This window comes from Pseudosulfitobacter sp. SM2401 (genome assembly GCF_042932805.1).
Taxonomy (GTDB): Bacteria; Pseudomonadota; Alphaproteobacteria; order Rhodobacterales; family Rhodobacteraceae; genus Ascidiaceihabitans.
This window is the reverse complement of record NZ_CP170633.1, coordinates 866,283-883,020: the sequence shown is the minus strand read 5'-3', so window position 1 is coordinate 883,020 and position 16,738 is coordinate 866,283. Positions and strand designations below refer to the sequence as shown.

At 55.6% G+C, this 16,738-nt stretch carries 18 protein-coding genes; 6 read left to right on the top strand and 12 right to left on the bottom strand.

Annotated features, from left to right (window positions below; all coding sequences use genetic code 11):
• Nucleotides 1-891 (bottom strand): LysR substrate-binding domain-containing protein, encoded by an 891-nt coding sequence (locus ACFIO0_RS04410; RefSeq protein WP_390913966.1) that lies wholly within the window; start codon nt 889-891, stop codon nt 1-3.
• 99 nt (nt 892-990) lie between these two features.
• On the opposite strand from ACFIO0_RS04410, the gene ACFIO0_RS04405 reads away from it, so the two are divergent.
• The 4 genes from ACFIO0_RS04405 (at nt 991) to ACFIO0_RS04390 (ending at nt 5,507) form a co-directional block, all read left to right on the top strand.
• On the top strand, nt 991-1,989 hold the full coding sequence (locus ACFIO0_RS04405; protein WP_390913964.1) for a TRAP transporter substrate-binding protein DctP: 999 nt from the start codon (nt 991-993) through the stop codon (nt 1,987-1,989).
• Between the two features lie 72 nt (nt 1,990-2,061).
• Nucleotides 2,062-2,601, top strand: a complete 540-nt coding sequence (locus ACFIO0_RS04400) for a TRAP transporter small permease subunit (protein ID WP_390913962.1) — start codon at nt 2,062-2,064, stop codon at nt 2,599-2,601.
• Nucleotides 2,598-3,887 carry a TRAP transporter large permease subunit gene (locus tag ACFIO0_RS04395; protein ID WP_390913960.1) on the top strand — a complete coding sequence of 430 codons (1,290 nt, stop codon included), beginning with the start codon at nt 2,598-2,600 and terminating at the stop codon, nt 3,885-3,887. Before ACFIO0_RS04400 ends, ACFIO0_RS04395 begins: the two co-directional genes overlap by 4 nt.
• Nucleotides 3,888-3,899: 12 nt before the next feature.
• On the top strand, nt 3,900-5,507 hold the full coding sequence (locus ACFIO0_RS04390) for an amidohydrolase family protein (RefSeq protein ID WP_390913958.1): 1,608 nt from the start codon (nt 3,900-3,902) through the stop codon (nt 5,505-5,507).
• 91 nt (nt 5,508-5,598) lie between these two features.
• On the opposite strand, the gene ACFIO0_RS04385 is transcribed toward ACFIO0_RS04390, so the two are convergent.
• The 10 genes from ACFIO0_RS04385 to yajC all read right to left on the bottom strand — a co-directional run bounded on the left by ACFIO0_RS04385 (nt 5,599) and on the right by yajC (nt 12,463).
• The gene (locus tag ACFIO0_RS04385) at nt 5,599-6,138 is read right to left on the bottom strand and encodes a DsbE family thiol:disulfide interchange protein (protein WP_390913956.1); all 540 of its coding nucleotides are present in this window, start codon (nt 6,136-6,138) and stop codon (nt 5,599-5,601) included.
• Entirely contained in the window at nt 6,131-6,280 is a 150-nt protein-coding gene (gene ccmD, locus ACFIO0_RS04380) for a heme exporter protein CcmD (RefSeq protein WP_390913954.1), read from the bottom strand. Before ccmD ends, ACFIO0_RS04385 begins: the two co-directional genes overlap by 8 nt.
• Nucleotides 6,277-7,011 (bottom strand): heme ABC transporter permease CcmC, encoded by a 735-nt coding sequence (locus ACFIO0_RS04375; RefSeq protein ID WP_390913952.1) that lies wholly within the window; start codon nt 7,009-7,011, stop codon nt 6,277-6,279. The genes ccmD and ACFIO0_RS04375 overlap by 4 nt, the downstream gene beginning before the upstream one ends.
• A gap of 93 nt (nt 7,012-7,104) precedes the next feature.
• Nucleotides 7,105-7,761: a heme exporter protein CcmB gene (gene ccmB / locus ACFIO0_RS04370; RefSeq protein WP_390913951.1), complete on the bottom strand. Its 657-nt coding sequence runs from the start codon at nt 7,759-7,761 to the stop codon at nt 7,105-7,107.
• Nucleotides 7,758-8,378: a heme ABC exporter ATP-binding protein CcmA gene (gene ccmA / locus ACFIO0_RS04365; RefSeq protein ID WP_390913949.1), complete on the bottom strand. Its 621-nt coding sequence runs from the start codon at nt 8,376-8,378 to the stop codon at nt 7,758-7,760. The genes ccmB and ccmA overlap by 4 nt, the downstream gene beginning before the upstream one ends.
• Before the next feature lie 9 nt (nt 8,379-8,387).
• Nucleotides 8,388-8,741, bottom strand: a complete 354-nt coding sequence (locus ACFIO0_RS04360; RefSeq protein WP_390913947.1) for an MTH938/NDUFAF3 family protein — start codon at nt 8,739-8,741, stop codon at nt 8,388-8,390.
• Nucleotides 8,742-8,745: 4 nt separating this feature from the next.
• Entirely contained in the window at nt 8,746-9,507 is a 762-nt protein-coding gene (locus tag ACFIO0_RS04355) for a TSUP family transporter (protein WP_390913946.1), read from the bottom strand.
• The gene (secF, locus tag ACFIO0_RS04350) at nt 9,508-10,476 is read right to left on the bottom strand and encodes a protein translocase subunit SecF (RefSeq protein WP_390913944.1); all 969 of its coding nucleotides are present in this window, start codon (nt 10,474-10,476) and stop codon (nt 9,508-9,510) included.
• A gap of 1 nt (nt 10,477) precedes the next feature.
• Nucleotides 10,478-12,139, bottom strand: a complete 1,662-nt coding sequence (gene secD / locus ACFIO0_RS04345; RefSeq protein ID WP_390913942.1) for a protein translocase subunit SecD — start codon at nt 12,137-12,139, stop codon at nt 10,478-10,480.
• A gap of 45 nt (nt 12,140-12,184) precedes the next feature.
• Nucleotides 12,185-12,463, bottom strand: coding sequence for a preprotein translocase subunit YajC (yajC, locus tag ACFIO0_RS04340; protein ID WP_390913940.1), 279 nt, complete (start codon nt 12,461-12,463; stop codon nt 12,185-12,187).
• A gap of 111 nt (nt 12,464-12,574) precedes the next feature.
• Between yajC and ACFIO0_RS04335 the strand changes: the two genes are divergently transcribed.
• The gene (locus tag ACFIO0_RS04335) at nt 12,575-14,206 is read left to right on the top strand and encodes a pentapeptide repeat-containing protein (protein WP_390913938.1); all 1,632 of its coding nucleotides are present in this window, start codon (nt 12,575-12,577) and stop codon (nt 14,204-14,206) included.
• A gap of 83 nt (nt 14,207-14,289) precedes the next feature.
• Nucleotides 14,290-15,582 (top strand): serine--tRNA ligase, encoded by a 1,293-nt coding sequence (serS, locus tag ACFIO0_RS04330; RefSeq protein WP_390913936.1) that lies wholly within the window; start codon nt 14,290-14,292, stop codon nt 15,580-15,582.
• Here serS and ACFIO0_RS04325 read toward each other — a convergent pair.
• Nucleotides 15,575-16,666 carry a phospholipase effector Tle1 domain-containing protein gene (locus ACFIO0_RS04325; protein WP_390913934.1) on the bottom strand — a complete coding sequence of 364 codons (1,092 nt, stop codon included), beginning with the start codon at nt 16,664-16,666 and terminating at the stop codon, nt 15,575-15,577. The genes serS and ACFIO0_RS04325 overlap by 8 nt on opposite strands.
• Nucleotides 16,667-16,738: the final 72 nt, after the last annotated feature.

Sequence of the window (16,738 nt, the reverse complement as noted above, 5' to 3'; positions counted from 1 at the left end):
TTACGGATTCCCGCGCAGCTCCAGAAACTTCAAAAAGCGTTCTTTGGCGCCGTCGGTTGTGTCTGTTTTCCAAATCGCCACTGTTTCAAGCCGCTCTGAGGTTTGTTCTAGCGGAATAACAACTAGGTTCGCACCCACCAGATTGCGCACACAATCCGTCAAAATCGTTATCCCCATGCCACAAGACACAAGGCCAAGAATTGCTGTCGTGTTGAGACCTTCTTGGACGATTTTTGGCTCAAACCCAGACTTCCTGCAAAGCGGGATCAGATAGGAAAAGAAGTACTCCCATTCGGTCGATGTGCCATGAATGATGTCTTCATCGGCCAGCTCGCTCAAGCGCACACTTTTCCTGTGCGCCAAGGCATGCCCCTTGTAGACAACACAGACAAATGTCTCAGATTGCACCAATCGGGTTTCGAAATTTTTACGGTTGATCGCCCCGGTGACGAACCCGATGTCGAGCTCCTTGTCCTGTAGGTTTTTTAGCTGAACCGCGGTCACGCTGTGATGTAGCTGCAGGTCGATATCGGGCTGAAGGTCTTGAAAAGACTTTAGTATTTCCGGAACACATCCGCTGATCGCATTTTCAGTGTACCCAATCCTCAAAGATCCAATTTTTCCTTCATGGACCCGTTTCGTGTTCTCAATGGTGCGCTCCATGCGGTTCAAAACACGGTAACATCCCTCCAGAAAAGTTTTGCCGGTGGTGGTGATGTCGACGATGCGATTTGTCCGCTCCAAAAGCGTGACACCCAGCTCTTTTTCAAGATTGAAAATGGTCCGGCTGAGGGCCGGTTGGGCGATGCCAAGACGTTCGGCCGCACGCCTAAAATGCAATTCTTCTGCAACCGCAACGAAGCATCGCAGATGGCGTAGATCAATACTCATGATGCCTCAATGTTATCAAAGATGACCTTTTTGATATTATACTTGATGAATTTCATATGCCAAGCTTAAGAAAAAACGTAACCCAACTCGGAGAAAAAGATGAAAAATTTCGGATTAAAATCTGTCACTACCTCTTTGATTGCCTTGGCAGTTTCGGCTTCAGGTGCACTGGCGGCTGACCTTACGATGAACGTCGGATTCGGCGCACCAGAAGAGTCGCTTTATGGTCGTTTTGGCAAGATTTTCGAGGCCAAAGCCGAAGAATACACCGGCGGTTCGATCGATGTAAAACTGCGCTGCTGCAATCAAATCTCTAGCGAAGACGAGGCCTTTAAGGCCATGCAACTGGGCACCGTTGATGGCTTTTTCATCACCGGGAACAACGTTTCACCCCACTGGCCGCTGATGGATGTGACTGTCCTGCCTTACGTTTTCCAGAACGGTGAGCATTTGCAACGTGTTGTCGATGGTCCTGTCGGCGATTTCATGAAGCAAAAGCTGCAAGCCGACACCAGTGTCCATCTGCTGTCCTTCGGTCCGGCCTTGTACCGCGATTTTTACAACTCGGTACGTCCGGTCAACACGATGGCTGACATGCAGGGTTTGAAAATCCGCGTGCCCAAGAACGAAGTGATGCTTGCCACATTCGCGGCCTTTGGCGCCAACCCTGTGCCGCTGGCATGGTCCGAAACGCCGACCGCCCTGCAAACAGGCACGGTGGACGGTGGCGACAACGGCACCTCGTTCATCAAAGACATGAAGTTCTACGAATTCGAGCCTCACTTGGTCATCCTCGAGCATTTTGTCGCCATGGCCCCTTTGTTCGCCTCTGACGCGTTCATGAAAAAGCTGAGTGACGAGCAGCGCGAGCAAATCCAGCGTGCCGCCACGGATGCAGGGATCGAGATGCGCGCACAGGTGCTGACCGAGACCGAAGAAGTGCGCACGTGGTTGGCAAATGAAGGCGGCATGAAGATGACCCGCCCAGATCTGACGGATTTCATCACCGCAGCCAAGACCGTCCAGGATGAATTCGCCGCCAAACGAGGCGCTGATTTTGTGGATCTGGTCCAGCAAATCCAAGCCGCCGCTGAATAAGCGACGCACGACCCAAAGGGGGGCATTCAGCCCCCTTTTTCACGCCAGATCAGCAACTTCAGGGGAACGGCGATGAGACTACTCAAATGGCTAGAGCGACACATAGAAGAGTTGATCTGCTGTAGCTGCCTTGTTGTGATCGCCGTTGCGGTCTTTGCCCAAGTTGTCGCGCGATATGTCTTTGAAATTGCCCTGCATTGGACCGAAGAAGCCTCCTCCATTGCGATGGTCTGGGCGGTCTACACTGGGGCATCGCTGTGTGTGCGCGAACGGTTTCACATTCGTATTCTGGTGGCTGTGCAGTCATTGCCACCGCGCATGGGTCGCTTTGTGATCTTTATCGCGGACGGGTTTTGGGCGTTCTTTTGTTTGTTCATGATCCGCGTCAGTTGGGAATATCTGGGGGTTTTGTGGAAATACACCACCCGCAGCCCCAGCCTAGGCATTGATCAATTCTACCCACAATCCATCCTGATCATCGGGTATACGCTGATGTTGCTGCGTCTCATTCAAACCTATGCACACTGGTGGAGCGACGGGGCTAGGGGCCTGCCCGGCATGCTTGAGGAAACCGGCGACGCGCCCCTTGACGACATCGAGGCCCACCTATGAGCCCCCTACTGATCCTCGCCATTGTCTTTGTGGTTTTTACCGTCATGGGCGTTCCGCTGTTTGTCGCCGTTGGCCTGACCACGGCCATTGCGCTTTATCTGATTGATATTCCCTACACGCTGCTGGCCCAGACCGGCTATGGCAGCCTGACCCCGTTTCCGCTGCTGACCATCCCGTTGTTTGTGCTGGCCGGTCGATTGATGGAGGTCGGCGGCATGGCCAACCGGATGATCGCCATCGCGACCAATCTTGTGGGGGCCTATCGCGGCTCGATGGGGCTGGTGACAGTCTTTGCTTGTATGCTGTTTGCAGCGCTTTCCGGCTCTGGCCCTGCGACAACGGCGGCCATCGGGTCCGTCACTGTGCCCGCAATGAAACGCGAAGGCTATGACGTGCCGTTTGCCGCCGCCATCACCGCCAGTGCCGGTGCTCTTGGCAGCCTGATCCCACCCTCTAACTTGTTGATCATCTACGGTTTGGTGTCTGAAACATCGATCCCAAGGCTATTCTTGGCCGGCGTCATCCCGGGCTTCATGGTGACGCTTTTACTGATGATCACCACCTACATCATTTCGCGCCGACGCGGATATGGCGGCAATGGTGCTGCGTTTTCATGGGGTCCGTTCCTAAAGGCGGCATGGGATGGCAAATGGTCCATCGGCGCACCCGTGCTGATCCTTGGCGGCATCTACGGCGGTGCCTTTACGCCAACCGAAGCCGCGGGTGTTGCGGTGTTTTATTCCCTGTTTGTCGGCATGTTCATCTACCGTGAATTGACCGTACAAAAAGTCATCGACTCGCTGCGCTTTACCGCTTTGCTGACGGGCATCCTGATCTTGCTGACACCGACATTGGCCTTTGGTCAACTTACCGCGTTTTATGACGTGCCCAGTGCTGTGCAAGACGGCATCACCTCGATCACGGAAAACAAAGTGTTGGTGCTGCTGCTGATTGGCGTCTTTTACATCTTTATCGGCACCTTCATGGAATCGCTGGCCCAGATCGTGTTGTTCACGGCTGTGTTCCTGCCGCTGGCCCTGTCCTTGGGCGTTGATCCGGTGATGTTTGGTATCTTTACGGTGATCACTTGCGAAATCGGCTTTCTGACCCCGCCGCTTGGGGCAAACCTGACGGTGGCAGCGCGCATATCGGGCATCTCGATTGAACGAATTTCAGTGGCTGTTTTGCCCTTTATTGTCGCCTACATCGTGGGGCTAATGATCCTGATCACCTTCCCCGAGATCGCGACCTTCCTGCCCAACTGGCTCTATGGCCCGGCCCTCTAGGAGTGCTCACAGATGTTCGACCTGATCCTCAAGGGGGGCGAAATATTCGACGGCGTCGCAACCACCAGTTTTGTGGGGGACGTTGCGATCAAAGACGGCAAGATCGCGGCAATCGCGGCCCCCGGCGAACTTGCGCTGACCAGCGCCGCAGAGGTCATCGATGTGTCAGGCCTGACCGTCGCCCCGGGCTTTGTCGACATGCACACCCATTCCGATTTCACGCTGATCGCGGATGGGCGCGCAGAAAGTCAGGTCCACCAAGGCGTAACAACCGAAGTCATCGGCCAATGCGGCATTTCCTGCGCGCCTGTGGTGTCACACGACGCCATCCGCATGGTTGCACCCTGGCACACCGATGATGCAAAACACGCAAACTGGCACGGTTTTGGCGAATATCTTGATGTTCTGGATGATATCGATCTGGGCGTGAATGTGATGGCCTTTGTCGGCCACGGCACCATTCACCGCGCCATTTTAGGCGGTGATTTGCGGGCGGGCGAACCCGAAGAAGTCGACGACATGGCCCGCCTTGTTGATCGCTGCATGGACGAAGGTGCTGGCGGGTTTTCCTCGGGGCTTGAGTATTTTCCCGGCAGTTTGGCCGCCCCCGAACATCTGGTGCCGATGTGCGAAGTCGCCGCCAAATGGGGGCGTCTGTATGCAACCCACGTGCGCAACCGCGACACCCAGTATGATCTCGGATTTGCCGAAGCGATTGCCACCGCGCGCCAATCGGGGGCCAAGCTGCAAATCTCTCATATCCAGCCGAAATACGGTGCACCCAGTCACGCGATGGAACACACGCTGGAAATGATCGACCTTGCGCGGCGTTACGATTGTGACATCGCATTTGACGTCATCCCGCATGACTGGAACCACACGCTGATGGCCGCGATCCTGCCCAAATGGGCCCAAGCGGGCGGCGTCGAAGACGTGCTAAAGCGCCTCGCCAACCCCGAGATGCGCGAAAAGATCAAAGCCAACCCGCAACCGATGTGGTTGATCGTAAAGGTCGAAAAATGGAGCGACATCGTGTTGCTGAACGCGACGCACAACAAAGACATCGTTGGCATGGATTTTGCCGAAATCGGACGGATGCGCAATTGCCACCCCTACGACGCGGTGCTCGATATTTTGCTGGAGGAAGGCGACCATTTGATGGCCTGCATGTGGTCGTCGAAATCCTTTCAGGATTCTGATGTCGACCTGTGCATGCAGCAACCCGAATGCGCGGTTATTTCGGACACCGTTGCCATCGCCAACGAAGGTATCCTCAAGGACCACATCGGATCGCTGAGTGGATATGGTTGGGCTGCGCGTTTCCTTCAATACTATGTTCGGGATCGCAATGTGCTGAGTTTGGGCGAAGCGTTGCGTAAAATCACCTCAATTCCCGCAGCCCGTTTGGGCATAAAGCAACGCGGGTCGCTAAAGGCAGGATATTACGCCGACATCTGCGTCTTTGACAAAGCCAGCATCGCCAGCAACGCCACCGCACGCCACCCGCGCCGCTACGCCTCGGGCGTGGCCCATGTCTTGGTAAATGGTCGCTTGTCCATGCGCGACGGCGAACGCACGCCGGTTAATGCCGGTCAGGTTCTGCGCGAATTTGCTGGATAGGCCGTCTGAATTTGACAAGGCCTGCTGGTGCATCTTGGTCTCGCTAATCTGAAAGCCTCCAACCCAGCAAACGGGCAGCAAATTTGAGTGCTTAGTCAGACAGCGCTTTTGTTAATTCTGGCAAGAACCGGTTCTCATAGTCACTGCCGATCAGTGGGCCTGCAAAGCGAAACAGTACTTTGCCGTTGCCATCCAGGATGAACGTTTCCGGCGGTGCGGTCACGCCCCAATCGATGGCAGTGCGCCCTTTGGGATCGAAACCAATAGCGGAAAATGGATTGCCGTCAGCGTCCAAGTAGCGCGTTGCATCGCGGGCAGTATCTTTGAAGTTCACGCCGATGATCGGAACGCCAGCAGCCTGCATTTCCAGCAATTTGGGGTGTTCTGCGCGGCACGGCGGGCACCAACTGGCCCAGAAGTTCACCAGCGTGATGTCACCGCTGGCCAAGTCCTCTGCGCTGACGGCATTGAAACCGGGTAAGGTTTCGGTTGTGATTGCAGGGGCCTGTTGGCCTGTGCGCGTGCTTTCCAGATCGTTGGGATTGTCGCGGAACATACCAACCGCAGCCATCGCTACAAACCCTGCAAAGATCAGCGGTGGAGCCAGCATTAGGGGCGAAATTTTAGCCATTCCGATTTTCCACTTTTTCCATTGCGCGTCTCACCTTGCGCCCTTTGCGCAGGGTCACAAAGACCAGAACGCCAAGCAACGCGAGAGACGCGCCGTAAGCCCACAACACGGTGCCTGCGTATTTTCCAAGTTCAGGTATCATCCGCGTGCTCCTGTTCGGGCCAGCAATGCGGCCGTGCGCCGGATGCGAATTTCGGTGCCTGTGCGGTACAAAACCAAGGCCAGAAACAACAAGCCAAAGCCGATCATCGAAATCAGCAGCGGTTGCCAAAAGACGTCAGCCACGCTGCGCTCGCCTGTCGCGACGGGCACTGAAGTGCCTTGGTGCAAGCCTTGGTTCCAGAACTGAACGGCGTAGCGTGACAGCACTGCGAACACTGATCCGACAAGGCACAAAACCGATGTGAGATCGGCGGCTGTATCCGGGTCTTCGATCGCTTCCCACAGGGCGATGTAGCCAAGGTAGAACAAAAACAGGATCAGGAACGAGGTCAATCGCGGGTCCCAAACCCACCACGTGCCCCAAATCGGTTGCCCCCAAATTGCCCCAGTCACCAGCGCGATCAGCGTAAAAACGACGCCAACTGGTGCTGCGGCTTTGGCGGCCAAGGCGCTAACGTGATGCCGCCGGATCAACCAGATCAGTGAGGCCACCAACATCATGAACCACGCATTAATGGCCATCAACGCGGCCGGCACGTGCAGGAACAGGATTTTGACCGTGGACCCTTGCAGCCGTTCGTCCGGCGTAAAGAAAAAACCCCAGATCAGCCCGGTGCCGACGCTGGCCGCGGCCAATACCCAAAGCACTGGCAACACCTGCTCGCTGAGCCGCAAAAATTTGACTGGATTGGCGTATTCCCAAAGAGACATTTAGGTTCCTTAATGCGGTTTATAGATCAGTAATGCGTTGCGCCGCGCTGCTCAACCGGCATCTTGGCAGGCCCACGTCAACGTGTTCACAGCTCATCGCAAGTTTATCCGCAAGGCGGCAGCGCTGGCAAATGGCATCAATGCGATGACCCCGGCGGAAATGCCCGCCATCAGCAGCATCGGCGTGCTGACATCCGCCCCTGCAGCGCCGCGCCGCGCCGCTTCGGCCCCGAAAATCAGCGTCGGCACATAGAGTGGCAGGACCAGCAACGACAACAGCAAACCGCCGCGTTTGATGCCGACAGTCAAGGCCGCGCCAAAGGTTCCGATGACGGACAGTGCTGGCGTTCCGAGCAAAAGCGAGACAACGAGCCAGAGGTAACCTTGGGGTGGCAGGCTCATTAATACGCCCAAGATCGGGGCGGCGAGGACCAGAGGCAGGCCAGTGGTGATCCAATGCGCGAGGGCCTTGATGCTCAGCGCGGCCTCAAGCGGCACCGGCGCTGTGGCCAGCAAATCAAGCGTTCCGTCCTCGAAATCGAGGGCAAGGATGCGATCGAGAGACAAGAGGCACGCGAGCAATGCACCAATCCACAAAACGCCGGGCGCGATGCGCGACAACAGATCGGTGTTGGCCCCGACCGCAAACGGCACCAGCACCACAACAATCAGGAAAAACGCAAGCCCAAGGCCAAGGCCGCCGCCTGCGCGCACCGCAAGGCGCAAATCGCGGATCAACAGAGCGTTCAAAGAAATGCCTCGTCGCTGGCCCCGAAACGGGCCTCGGGTTTGGCGGCAAACGGAGTGACGTCAAGGATCGCAGCCTCGTCAAGACCAAGGTCGATGTGTGTCGCGATCAGGGCCATGCCACCCTGCCCCAAATGTGCGCGCACAGCGTCTGCAAACAAGGCCACGGACGCGGTATCAAGCGACACTGTCGGTTCATCAAGCACCCAAACCGGCCGCCCTGTCACCAACAAACGTGCCAGACCCAGTCGCCGTTTTTGCCCCGCTGACAAGGTGCCCGCGAGACGGTCTTGCAGTGTGGTCAAATCAAAGGCGCGCAATGCCGGTTTGATATCGTTCTGCCCAAACACATCCGCCCAGAACTGCAAATTTTCGGTCACCGACAGCATCGCCTTTAGCCCATCGGAATGTGCGGCGTAGGCAATCTGATCTTCGTCGGCGTCAATCGTGCCGCTCAGTGCTGGTTGCAAACCCGCGATTGTGCGCAGCAGGGTCGTTTTACCAGAGCCGTTGGGACCGCGCAAAATTAGCGCCTGACCAGGATCCAGCGTAAACGACAGACCGTTCAGCACGGGCAAGCCGCCGCGCGCGATTGTTAGGTCTGTGACATTCAAACTCATGCTCAATCGTTAAACGGGCAACATCGCCAAAGCAATGCGGCGCCCTTCGCTGAGCAACACATTATAGGTGCGCGCGGCCGCCGGCGATGCCATTGCCTCGACCCCTAGGCCCGCTTCTTCGAGCTGATCGCGCAGGTCTGTCGGGATGTGCGCGACGTCCGCGCCGGTGCCGACAAACAGCACGTCGATGTCACCGGCCAGCGCCAGCAATGTTGCAGCGTCATCGTAGCCACTCCATTCAAACGTGCCTTGGCCGGAGGTCAAAACCGCCGAATGAAACACCTCTCCGCCGATGCGGAAAAAGCCGGGGCCGTAGCCCTCGATTGGCTTGGCGTCGTTGTACGTGACTTCGTTCAAACGCATTTCATTACCCCAAATTGGACCAGAACGGCAGGCCGATGATTGCTGCACCTGCCACGATAACATACGCAACCGCCCTGTATAGCGCCGCCTTGTCAGGATCAAAAATGGCGGCACCTATCAGGTTTCCCGCCGCATTCGGGATCGCCATCATCGCACCGATAATGATTGGTGTCATCGCAAGATCACCGCGAATGCCAATGATGCCCAGCAGCAAAAAGTCGGTGAAAAACAGGAACAATATCATGTTCGCGCGCACGGTTTTGACGGGCAAAGTGCTGGCCATATAAAACAGGATCGCGGGTGGGCCGGGCACACCGCCCAAGCCGCCGGAAAACCCTGACAACGCCCCGACCCCTAACGTGACGGGCGGCGAAACAGACCCCGAATACCGCAGCCCGAACACCAGACACAGCACCAGAACCAGTGCGATGCCAGACACGATGTAGCGGTACGTTTCAGGCGAAATCGTATCGAGCAACGACAAACCCACAGGAATGAGCAACACGGACCCGGCCAGCAACAAAAACAAATCCCGTTTTTGAGACGCCCGCCACGCAGGGCGCACAAGCGGGATCGGCCCGATCACATCCATCACCATCAACGTGATGATCGCCCACAACGGTGGGACAACTTGGGCTGCAAACGGCAGGTAGATCATCGCCGTGCCAAAGCCGGAAAAGCCACGCACGATGCCCGCAAGCAGCGCGCCGATGACAATGAACCACAGCCCCGGCGTTGCAATCGCGGCTGTAAAGGCCTCGCTCATTTAGGCGTCAATGTTGGCGAATTGGTTGCCAGCATTCGCGTCAGGCTTGGACCAATCGCGTTTCACACCCAAGTACAGCAGGATCGTTGAGGCAACAAAGACCGAACTATACGTCCCGACAATCACGCCCCAAATCATTGCAAAAACAAAGCCACGGATCACGTCGCCGCCCAGCACAAACAGGGCGATCAGCGCCAGCAATGTGGTGACAGATGTCATGACTGTCCGGCTGAGCGTTTCGTTGATCGAGATGTTCAGAACCTCGGCCAGTTCTTTCTTTTTGTACTTGCGCAGGTTTTCACGCACCCGGTCAAACACCACCACAGTATCGTTCAGCGAATAGCCAACGATGGTCAGCAAGGCGGCGATAATCGCGAGGTCGAATTTGATCTGAAGTTCGGAAAACACGCCAATTGTCAGCACCACATCGTGCACCAATGCAGCCACTGCGCCCAAGGCAAACTGCCACTCAAAACGCAGCCAAATGTAGATTAGAACCGCGCCAATCGCCAGAACCACCGCGAGCGCCGCCGTCTTGATCAGCTCGCCTGACACTTTGGGACCAACGGATTCAACCGACGGAAATTTCATTCCCGGATCAATCGTTTGCAAGGCGGCTTCGACTTGGACAATCGTATCGACTTCGACCGCTTCTTGGCCTTCTTGGGCCTGAATGCGGATCATCGCGACGTTTTGATCGGCGCGGAAATTCGGATCAAACACTTCGGTGATCGAAATATCGCCCAAATTCAACGTGTCCAACGCGGCGCGGTATTCACCGATTACAACGGGTTGCGTGCTTTCGGTGCGGATCGTGGTGCCGCCCCGGAAATCGATGCCAAAGTTCAGGCCCTGGATCGCGTAGGACGTAAACCCGATCACCACCATCAGCATCGAAATGCCCAACCACAGTTTCCAGCGGCTAAAGAAATCGAACTTTGTGTTTTCGCGGACTAACTTGAGACGCATCTTAAACCTCGATCGTTTTTGGGCGGCGGCGTTCAAACCAGATGACCACCATCAGCCGCGTGACGTAGATGGCAGTAAAGACCGAGGTGATAATCCCAAGGCCCAGCGTGATCGCGAACCCGCGCACCGGGCCAGAGCCCATGACGAACAGGATCACAGCGGTGATAAACGTGGTGATGTTGGCATCGATAATCGCGCTCAGCGCTTTTTCGTACCCAAGTTCAATCGCGCGCGCCGGCCCTTTTGAGGATTTGAGTTCCTCGCGGATCCGCTCGAACACCAGCACGTTTGCATCGACTGCCATACCGACGGTCAGCACGATGCCCGCAATGCCCGGCAGCGTCAGCGTCGCGCCAACAAGGCTGAGCAGTCCAAAGATCAGACCGACGTTGATGATCAGTGCGATGTTGGCAAATATGCCAAAGGTGCCGTAGCTGAGCGCCATGAACACCAGCACCGCGCCAAAGGCGACCATTGTTGCGATTTTGCCCGCGTCGATGCTGTCTTGGCCCAGTTCCGGCCCGATGGTGCGTTCCTCAAGGAAGGTCAGTTCCGCAGGCAAGGCCCCTGCCCGCAGCAGAACCGCCAATCGCGTGCTTTCCTCGACCGAGAAATTGCCGGTGATGATGCCCGATCCACCCGGAATATGGCTTTGGATGACCGGCGCGCTGACGACTTCATCGTCCAACGTGATCGCAAACGGGCTGCCGATGTTTTCAGCGGTGTAGTCACCAAAACGGCGCGCGCCCGAGGTGTTGAACCGAAACGAAACCGCAGGGCCGCCGTTTTGGTCAAACGCTGGCTGCGCATCAACAAGATCTTCGCCCGACACAACTGGTGCGGTTTCGATGATGAAATACTGCCCCGGTTCGTCCAGCGATGGAACCAGCGAGTTGCCGATGCCCGGGTTGGCGTTGCTGTCGCCCGTGCGGTTCACAACAGGGTTGAACGTCAGGCGGGCGGTTGTGCCGATGATTTCTTTCAACTCGGCCGCAGACCCAATGCCCGGCACTTGGATCAAAATCCGGTTAGTGCCTTGGCGCTGGATCGTCGGTTCGCGGGTGCCGACCTCGTCGATGCGGCGTCGCACGATTTCCAGCGACTGCTGCATTGTGCGTTCATCGGTGGACAGTCGTTCAGCGTCAGACAGGGTCACGACGATGATGTCGCCCTCGGCACTGACGGCCAGATCGGTCGAACCGACACCCGTCAACGATTGCACAGGACGCGCCAGACCGCGCACGATCACCAGTGCTTCGGCCATGTTTTCAGGGTTGCCGATCCGAACGCGCAACTCGTCGGGTTTGGACGGTTGCTGGCGAATACCGCCGATTGTGGCCCGGGCCGGACGCAAGGCATCGCGCACTTCGGGCCACGACGCTTCCATGCGGCTTTGATAAACATCCGACAGCTCGACTTCGGCCAGCAGATGCGCACCGCCGCGCAAATCGAGGCCCAGATTGACCAGACCAGAGGGCAAATAGGACGGCCAAGTGCCTGCAATCGCTTGCTGTTCGGGGGTATCCTCGCCCAACTCGATCGCCGCGACCGCGTCATTGCGCGCCTCGACACGCGTGTAAAACGCATTGGGCATCGCCAGCAGCAATCCCACCGCGCAGGTCAGCCAAATTGCGACCCGCTTCCATGCATCAAATTGCAGCATCAATGGGTCCTTTGTTCTTAAATAACCGAAGGTTAAACGGCAGAGTTACTTGGCTGGTTCGGTCTTGGACACAACCTGAGAGATCGTCGCCTGAACCACACGCACCTTAACGCCGTCAGCCACTTCGACCTCGACTTCGCCGTCATCCATGACCTTGACGACCTTGCCGATCAAGCCGCCAGCGGTCACAACTTTGTCACCACGACGCAGCGCTGCCACCATCGCCTGGTGATCTTTCATCTTTTTCTGCTGCGGACGGATCAGCAGGAAATACATGATCGCAAAGATCAGAATGAGGGGCAGAAATTGGCCGATTTGGTCCATGGTTTTGTCCTTGATTTCGGGCGCTTTGGGACGCGCTGATTTTGGCAGAACCTATGGAGTGTTGGGGGGCTTTGCAAGGTCACGCGGGGTGGTTTTTAAGGTATGTTTGGGATGGGCGGGAAACACGCGAAATTGACGCTTGGCGACGTCACAAATGCGCGCCATGGTGGTGGGAAGATTTTGAAAGGTCGCGCAATGATTGAATCGTATTTAACAATTGTAAACCACCCCGTGACTTGGGTTTTTATTGTGATGGTCGTGCTGGTTTTTTGTGTTCAATGGCTGGTCTCTACAGAAGTCCCGAAGCATCGCTTTCAATTAAACTGGATACAACGAAATTACGTTATGCTGATCATCATAACAGCATGCACTTTAGCAGTTATGGCGTTAAGTTTGTATCTCGTAGAAATCGGCGTCAGCTTAACGAAATTAGTTGATCGACTAAAAGCCGATGCATCCAATCCAGACACGCCCGCATTGGATATTCGGAACATTGCGACATCTGTCGCGCTTTTGATGGGTGTCTTAGCAGCTGCCGCCACGGTTTTCTTTTCCGTTATCCGTGTATGGATCAACGAGCGAACCGCAAAGGCAACTGAAGAAGGGCTGATAAACGACCGTATTTTCAAGGCAGTACAAGGCTTGAGTGCCGACAAACCAGTCCGAAAACTCATTGAAACACCAGTATATGTTACGGACAAAAATGGCGAAACTATATATGATGACCAAGGGCCCTTGGAACTCACTGATCCACTTGGAAAAGCGGTGATTGAAAGAACAACCTACGAGTTTACTGACGTGAACATCGAAGCGCGAATTGGTGCTATTTTTTCGCTTCAGCGGTTGTCAAAAGACAGCATCCAAGACCACATTACCATTTTACGTATTCTGTCTTCATATGTGCGTCAAAACACCCAAATTCCTGTTGGACCTTCTGTAGATTTGCCACCTCTAGGCTATCGCAATAAAGATCAAGGCGTTTTTCTCGTGGAATTAGATATTCGCCGGACCCGCTTGGGCAGATTTGGCAGAGCTTTTTTTGAAGGGCAAGCTTGGCTCGCAGCGAGAAACTTGCGAACTAGAGCAGACATCGAAATTGCGATTCAAGTATTGGGAACTCGGACATCTGCTTTGCGTGTACATGAACAAAATGCAAAGGAATTTGGGCAAAGTGGTTTTAAAATAGACCTCAGGGGATGCTACCTAGGGGGGTGCAACTTTAACGACATGAAGTTGGGTGGAGCAGTTTTAAGCGAAAGTAATTTGGATGGAATTTCAGGTGCAAACTTGATTTTTCAAAGTATTTTGGGCCAAAAAATGAATGCGAGAGGTGCAAGTTTTGCAAATTGCGATTTCGAGGGCAGTAATCTTACTGAAGCTGATTTCGAAGGAAGCTCGTTTGTACGATGTAATTTCGCAAATGCAAATCTAACGGGAACGCGATTTAATGGCGCAAAGCTGGAAGATTGCAATTTGCAAAACACTGCTTTGAGCCATGCTCAGTTTGAAGCCACCGCAGTATATCGGTGCGACTTTAGCAATGCTGAAGGTGATAACCTCAATATGTGCGGCACAGACTTGTTCAACTCCTCTTTTAAAAACTCAATTTTTGAAGACTCATTTTTTGATTTCTCCACAAACTTTCAGGGTACGAATTGGCTTGGGTCAGTGATGTTAAACCCCATGCGTCCAGACACAGAAAGCTACCCATCTTCACATTTCAAAGGGGCTTATGTTCGGTAAGGCATAAACACTTGATGTCTGGCTACAGTTCCCAACTTCGGGCATAACCCGACCAAATCGACTCAAATCCAAGGACCATCCCCATGCATGACATCAAAGCGATCCGCGAAAACCCTGCCGCTTTTGACGCCGCTTTGGCGCGCCGTGGGGATGATGCGGTGTCACCGACCTTGCTGGCAATGGACGAGGCGCGCCGTGCCAAGATCCTTGCGGCTGAAACTGCGCAAGCCGAGCAGAACAAAGCCTCAAAAGAAGTCGGTGCTGCCAAAGGCCGTGGCGATGAGGCCGAGTTTGAACGCCTGCGCGCGCTGGTCGGTGAGAAAAAGGCCGAAGTTGCAACCATGCGTCAAGAGGCCGATGCGCTGGACGCCCAATTGACGGATGCGCTGGCCCGCATTCCGAACCTGCCTGCCGACGATGTGCCCATGGGCGCGGACGAGGCGGACAACGTCGAAGTGAACCGCTGGGGCACGCCTGCCACGTTCGATTTTGCACCCAAAGAGCATTTTGAAATTGCCGCTGTCGCCGCGTCGATGGACTTTGAAACAGCAGCCAAAACATCAGGTGCGCGCTTTGTCATGCTCAAAGGGGCCGTGGCCCGTGTACACCGCGCGCTGGCGCAATTCATGGTCGACACCCACGTGGATCACAACGGCTTGACCGAATACAACACACCGGTTTTGGTCCGTGACGAGGCGATGTACGGCACCGACAAATTGCCGAAATTCGGCGATGACAGTTACCAGACGACAAATGGTTGGTGGCTGATCCCGACGTCCGAAGTGACGTTGACCTATTCCGTGTCTGGCGACGTGCTCGAGGCCTCAGCCCTGCCAATCCGCATGACCGCGCACACGCTTTGCTTCCGCTCCGAAGCTGGATCGGCGGGGCGCGACACGTCCGGCATGCTACGCCAACACCAGTTTGAAAAGGTCGAAATGGTCTCGGTCACCTTGCCCGAAGACAGCGATGCGGAACAAAAACGCATGTTGCGCTGCGCCGAAGATTTGCTGGAACGCCTGAACGTCCCCTACCGCACGGTTGAATTGTGCACCGGCGACATGGGGTTCGGTGCGCGCCGCACCTACGACATCGAAGCGTGGTTGCCGGGCCAAGATGCCTACCGCGAAATTTCGTCCGTTTCCACAACTGGCGACTTCCAAGCCCGCCGCATGAACGCGCGTTACAAGCCAGAGGGCGGCGGCAAACCGCAGTTCGTGCACACGCTGAACGGATCGGGTTTGGCTGTTGGGCGCTGCTTGATTGCCGTGCTTGAGAACGGGCAGCAGGCGGATGGGTCGATCGCCCTGCCCGAGGTGTTGGCCCCGTATCTGGGTGGCAAAACTGCGATTTCGGCGAACGGTCAGCTTAGCTAAAAAACTTGGCCAGACTGCCCGGGCGGTAACTTTGGATCCCGCTCGCACGCGCCTCGGCTGAGGGATGCAAGTCACGCTTGTGTTGCGGACCCAAACGCCATTTTGCAAACATCTTGCGCCGCGCGAAAATGCGCGGTGCAGGTGCCATCGGGTCAGGGTCCGTCACCGGAAAACGTACACCTGGTTTTAGCGTCAAACGCCCAGCACCTTGCACGATCCATTCCAGTGGCAGCACCGACAGCGGCTGTTCCGGCCCTGCACCGCCAAGGGTTTTGTGATCGCCCACAAACCACATTTGCTGAAACGGGCGCAGCGGACCAACGTCACCACCATTCAGGCCGGCTTTGTCAAAATGATCATCTAGATTGTCCCACAACGCAGGTGTGTAAAGCGGTCGTTGCTCATCCAGCGCCAACGCGTGGCGCGCACTTTTTACAAGGCTGGACAAGGCCATGTCATGAAATTTGTACCGCCGGTTCCAAACCGATGCGACGGGGCCCAACAAGGACGGCGGGATGCCTTGCGCCCCGACTGTTTCCCACACGCCGATGTAGGCAATCTGCACAATATCCGCACCACCACGGGCCTCGGCATCTTTGGCTGACGTTGCAAAATCAGGCGACATTGCCCGCCGCGCGCTGAGAATATGCGGCTGATCTGGCGCGTTTTCAGGCCCTGATTTGCGGTACAGATCAAAGGCAGCGTTGATCCCCTCGGGCGAAGTATCCTTGGCGATGCCACATTTTCGGATCATGCCAGCAACCGAGCGCGCCGTGTACGCGCCCCGTGAAAAGCCGAAAAAATACAGCTCGTCCCCGGCGCTATAAACGTTGCAGATGAACTCATAGGCTTCTTTTACTTTACCATCGAGCCCCCAACCAAACGCGCCGCCCCCCCATTTGTTCAAGAACTGCGCTGTGTGCCCGTCAAATCGGTCGTCCGTGCCGACCCCGGCAAAATACGCGGCAACTTGGCCTTGCAAAGGGTCGCTCAGAACCGCGTTTTGCAATTTGTGAATGCTGGTCGTTTCAGGGATACTCGACGAGTTCCACGTGCCGTCACAAAAAATCGCAATGCGAGTCATGGTTTGCGTGTCCAAAATAAATAAATCTATCAGGCAACTTTACTTGGACGTGATCCGTTGTAAATGCAGGAT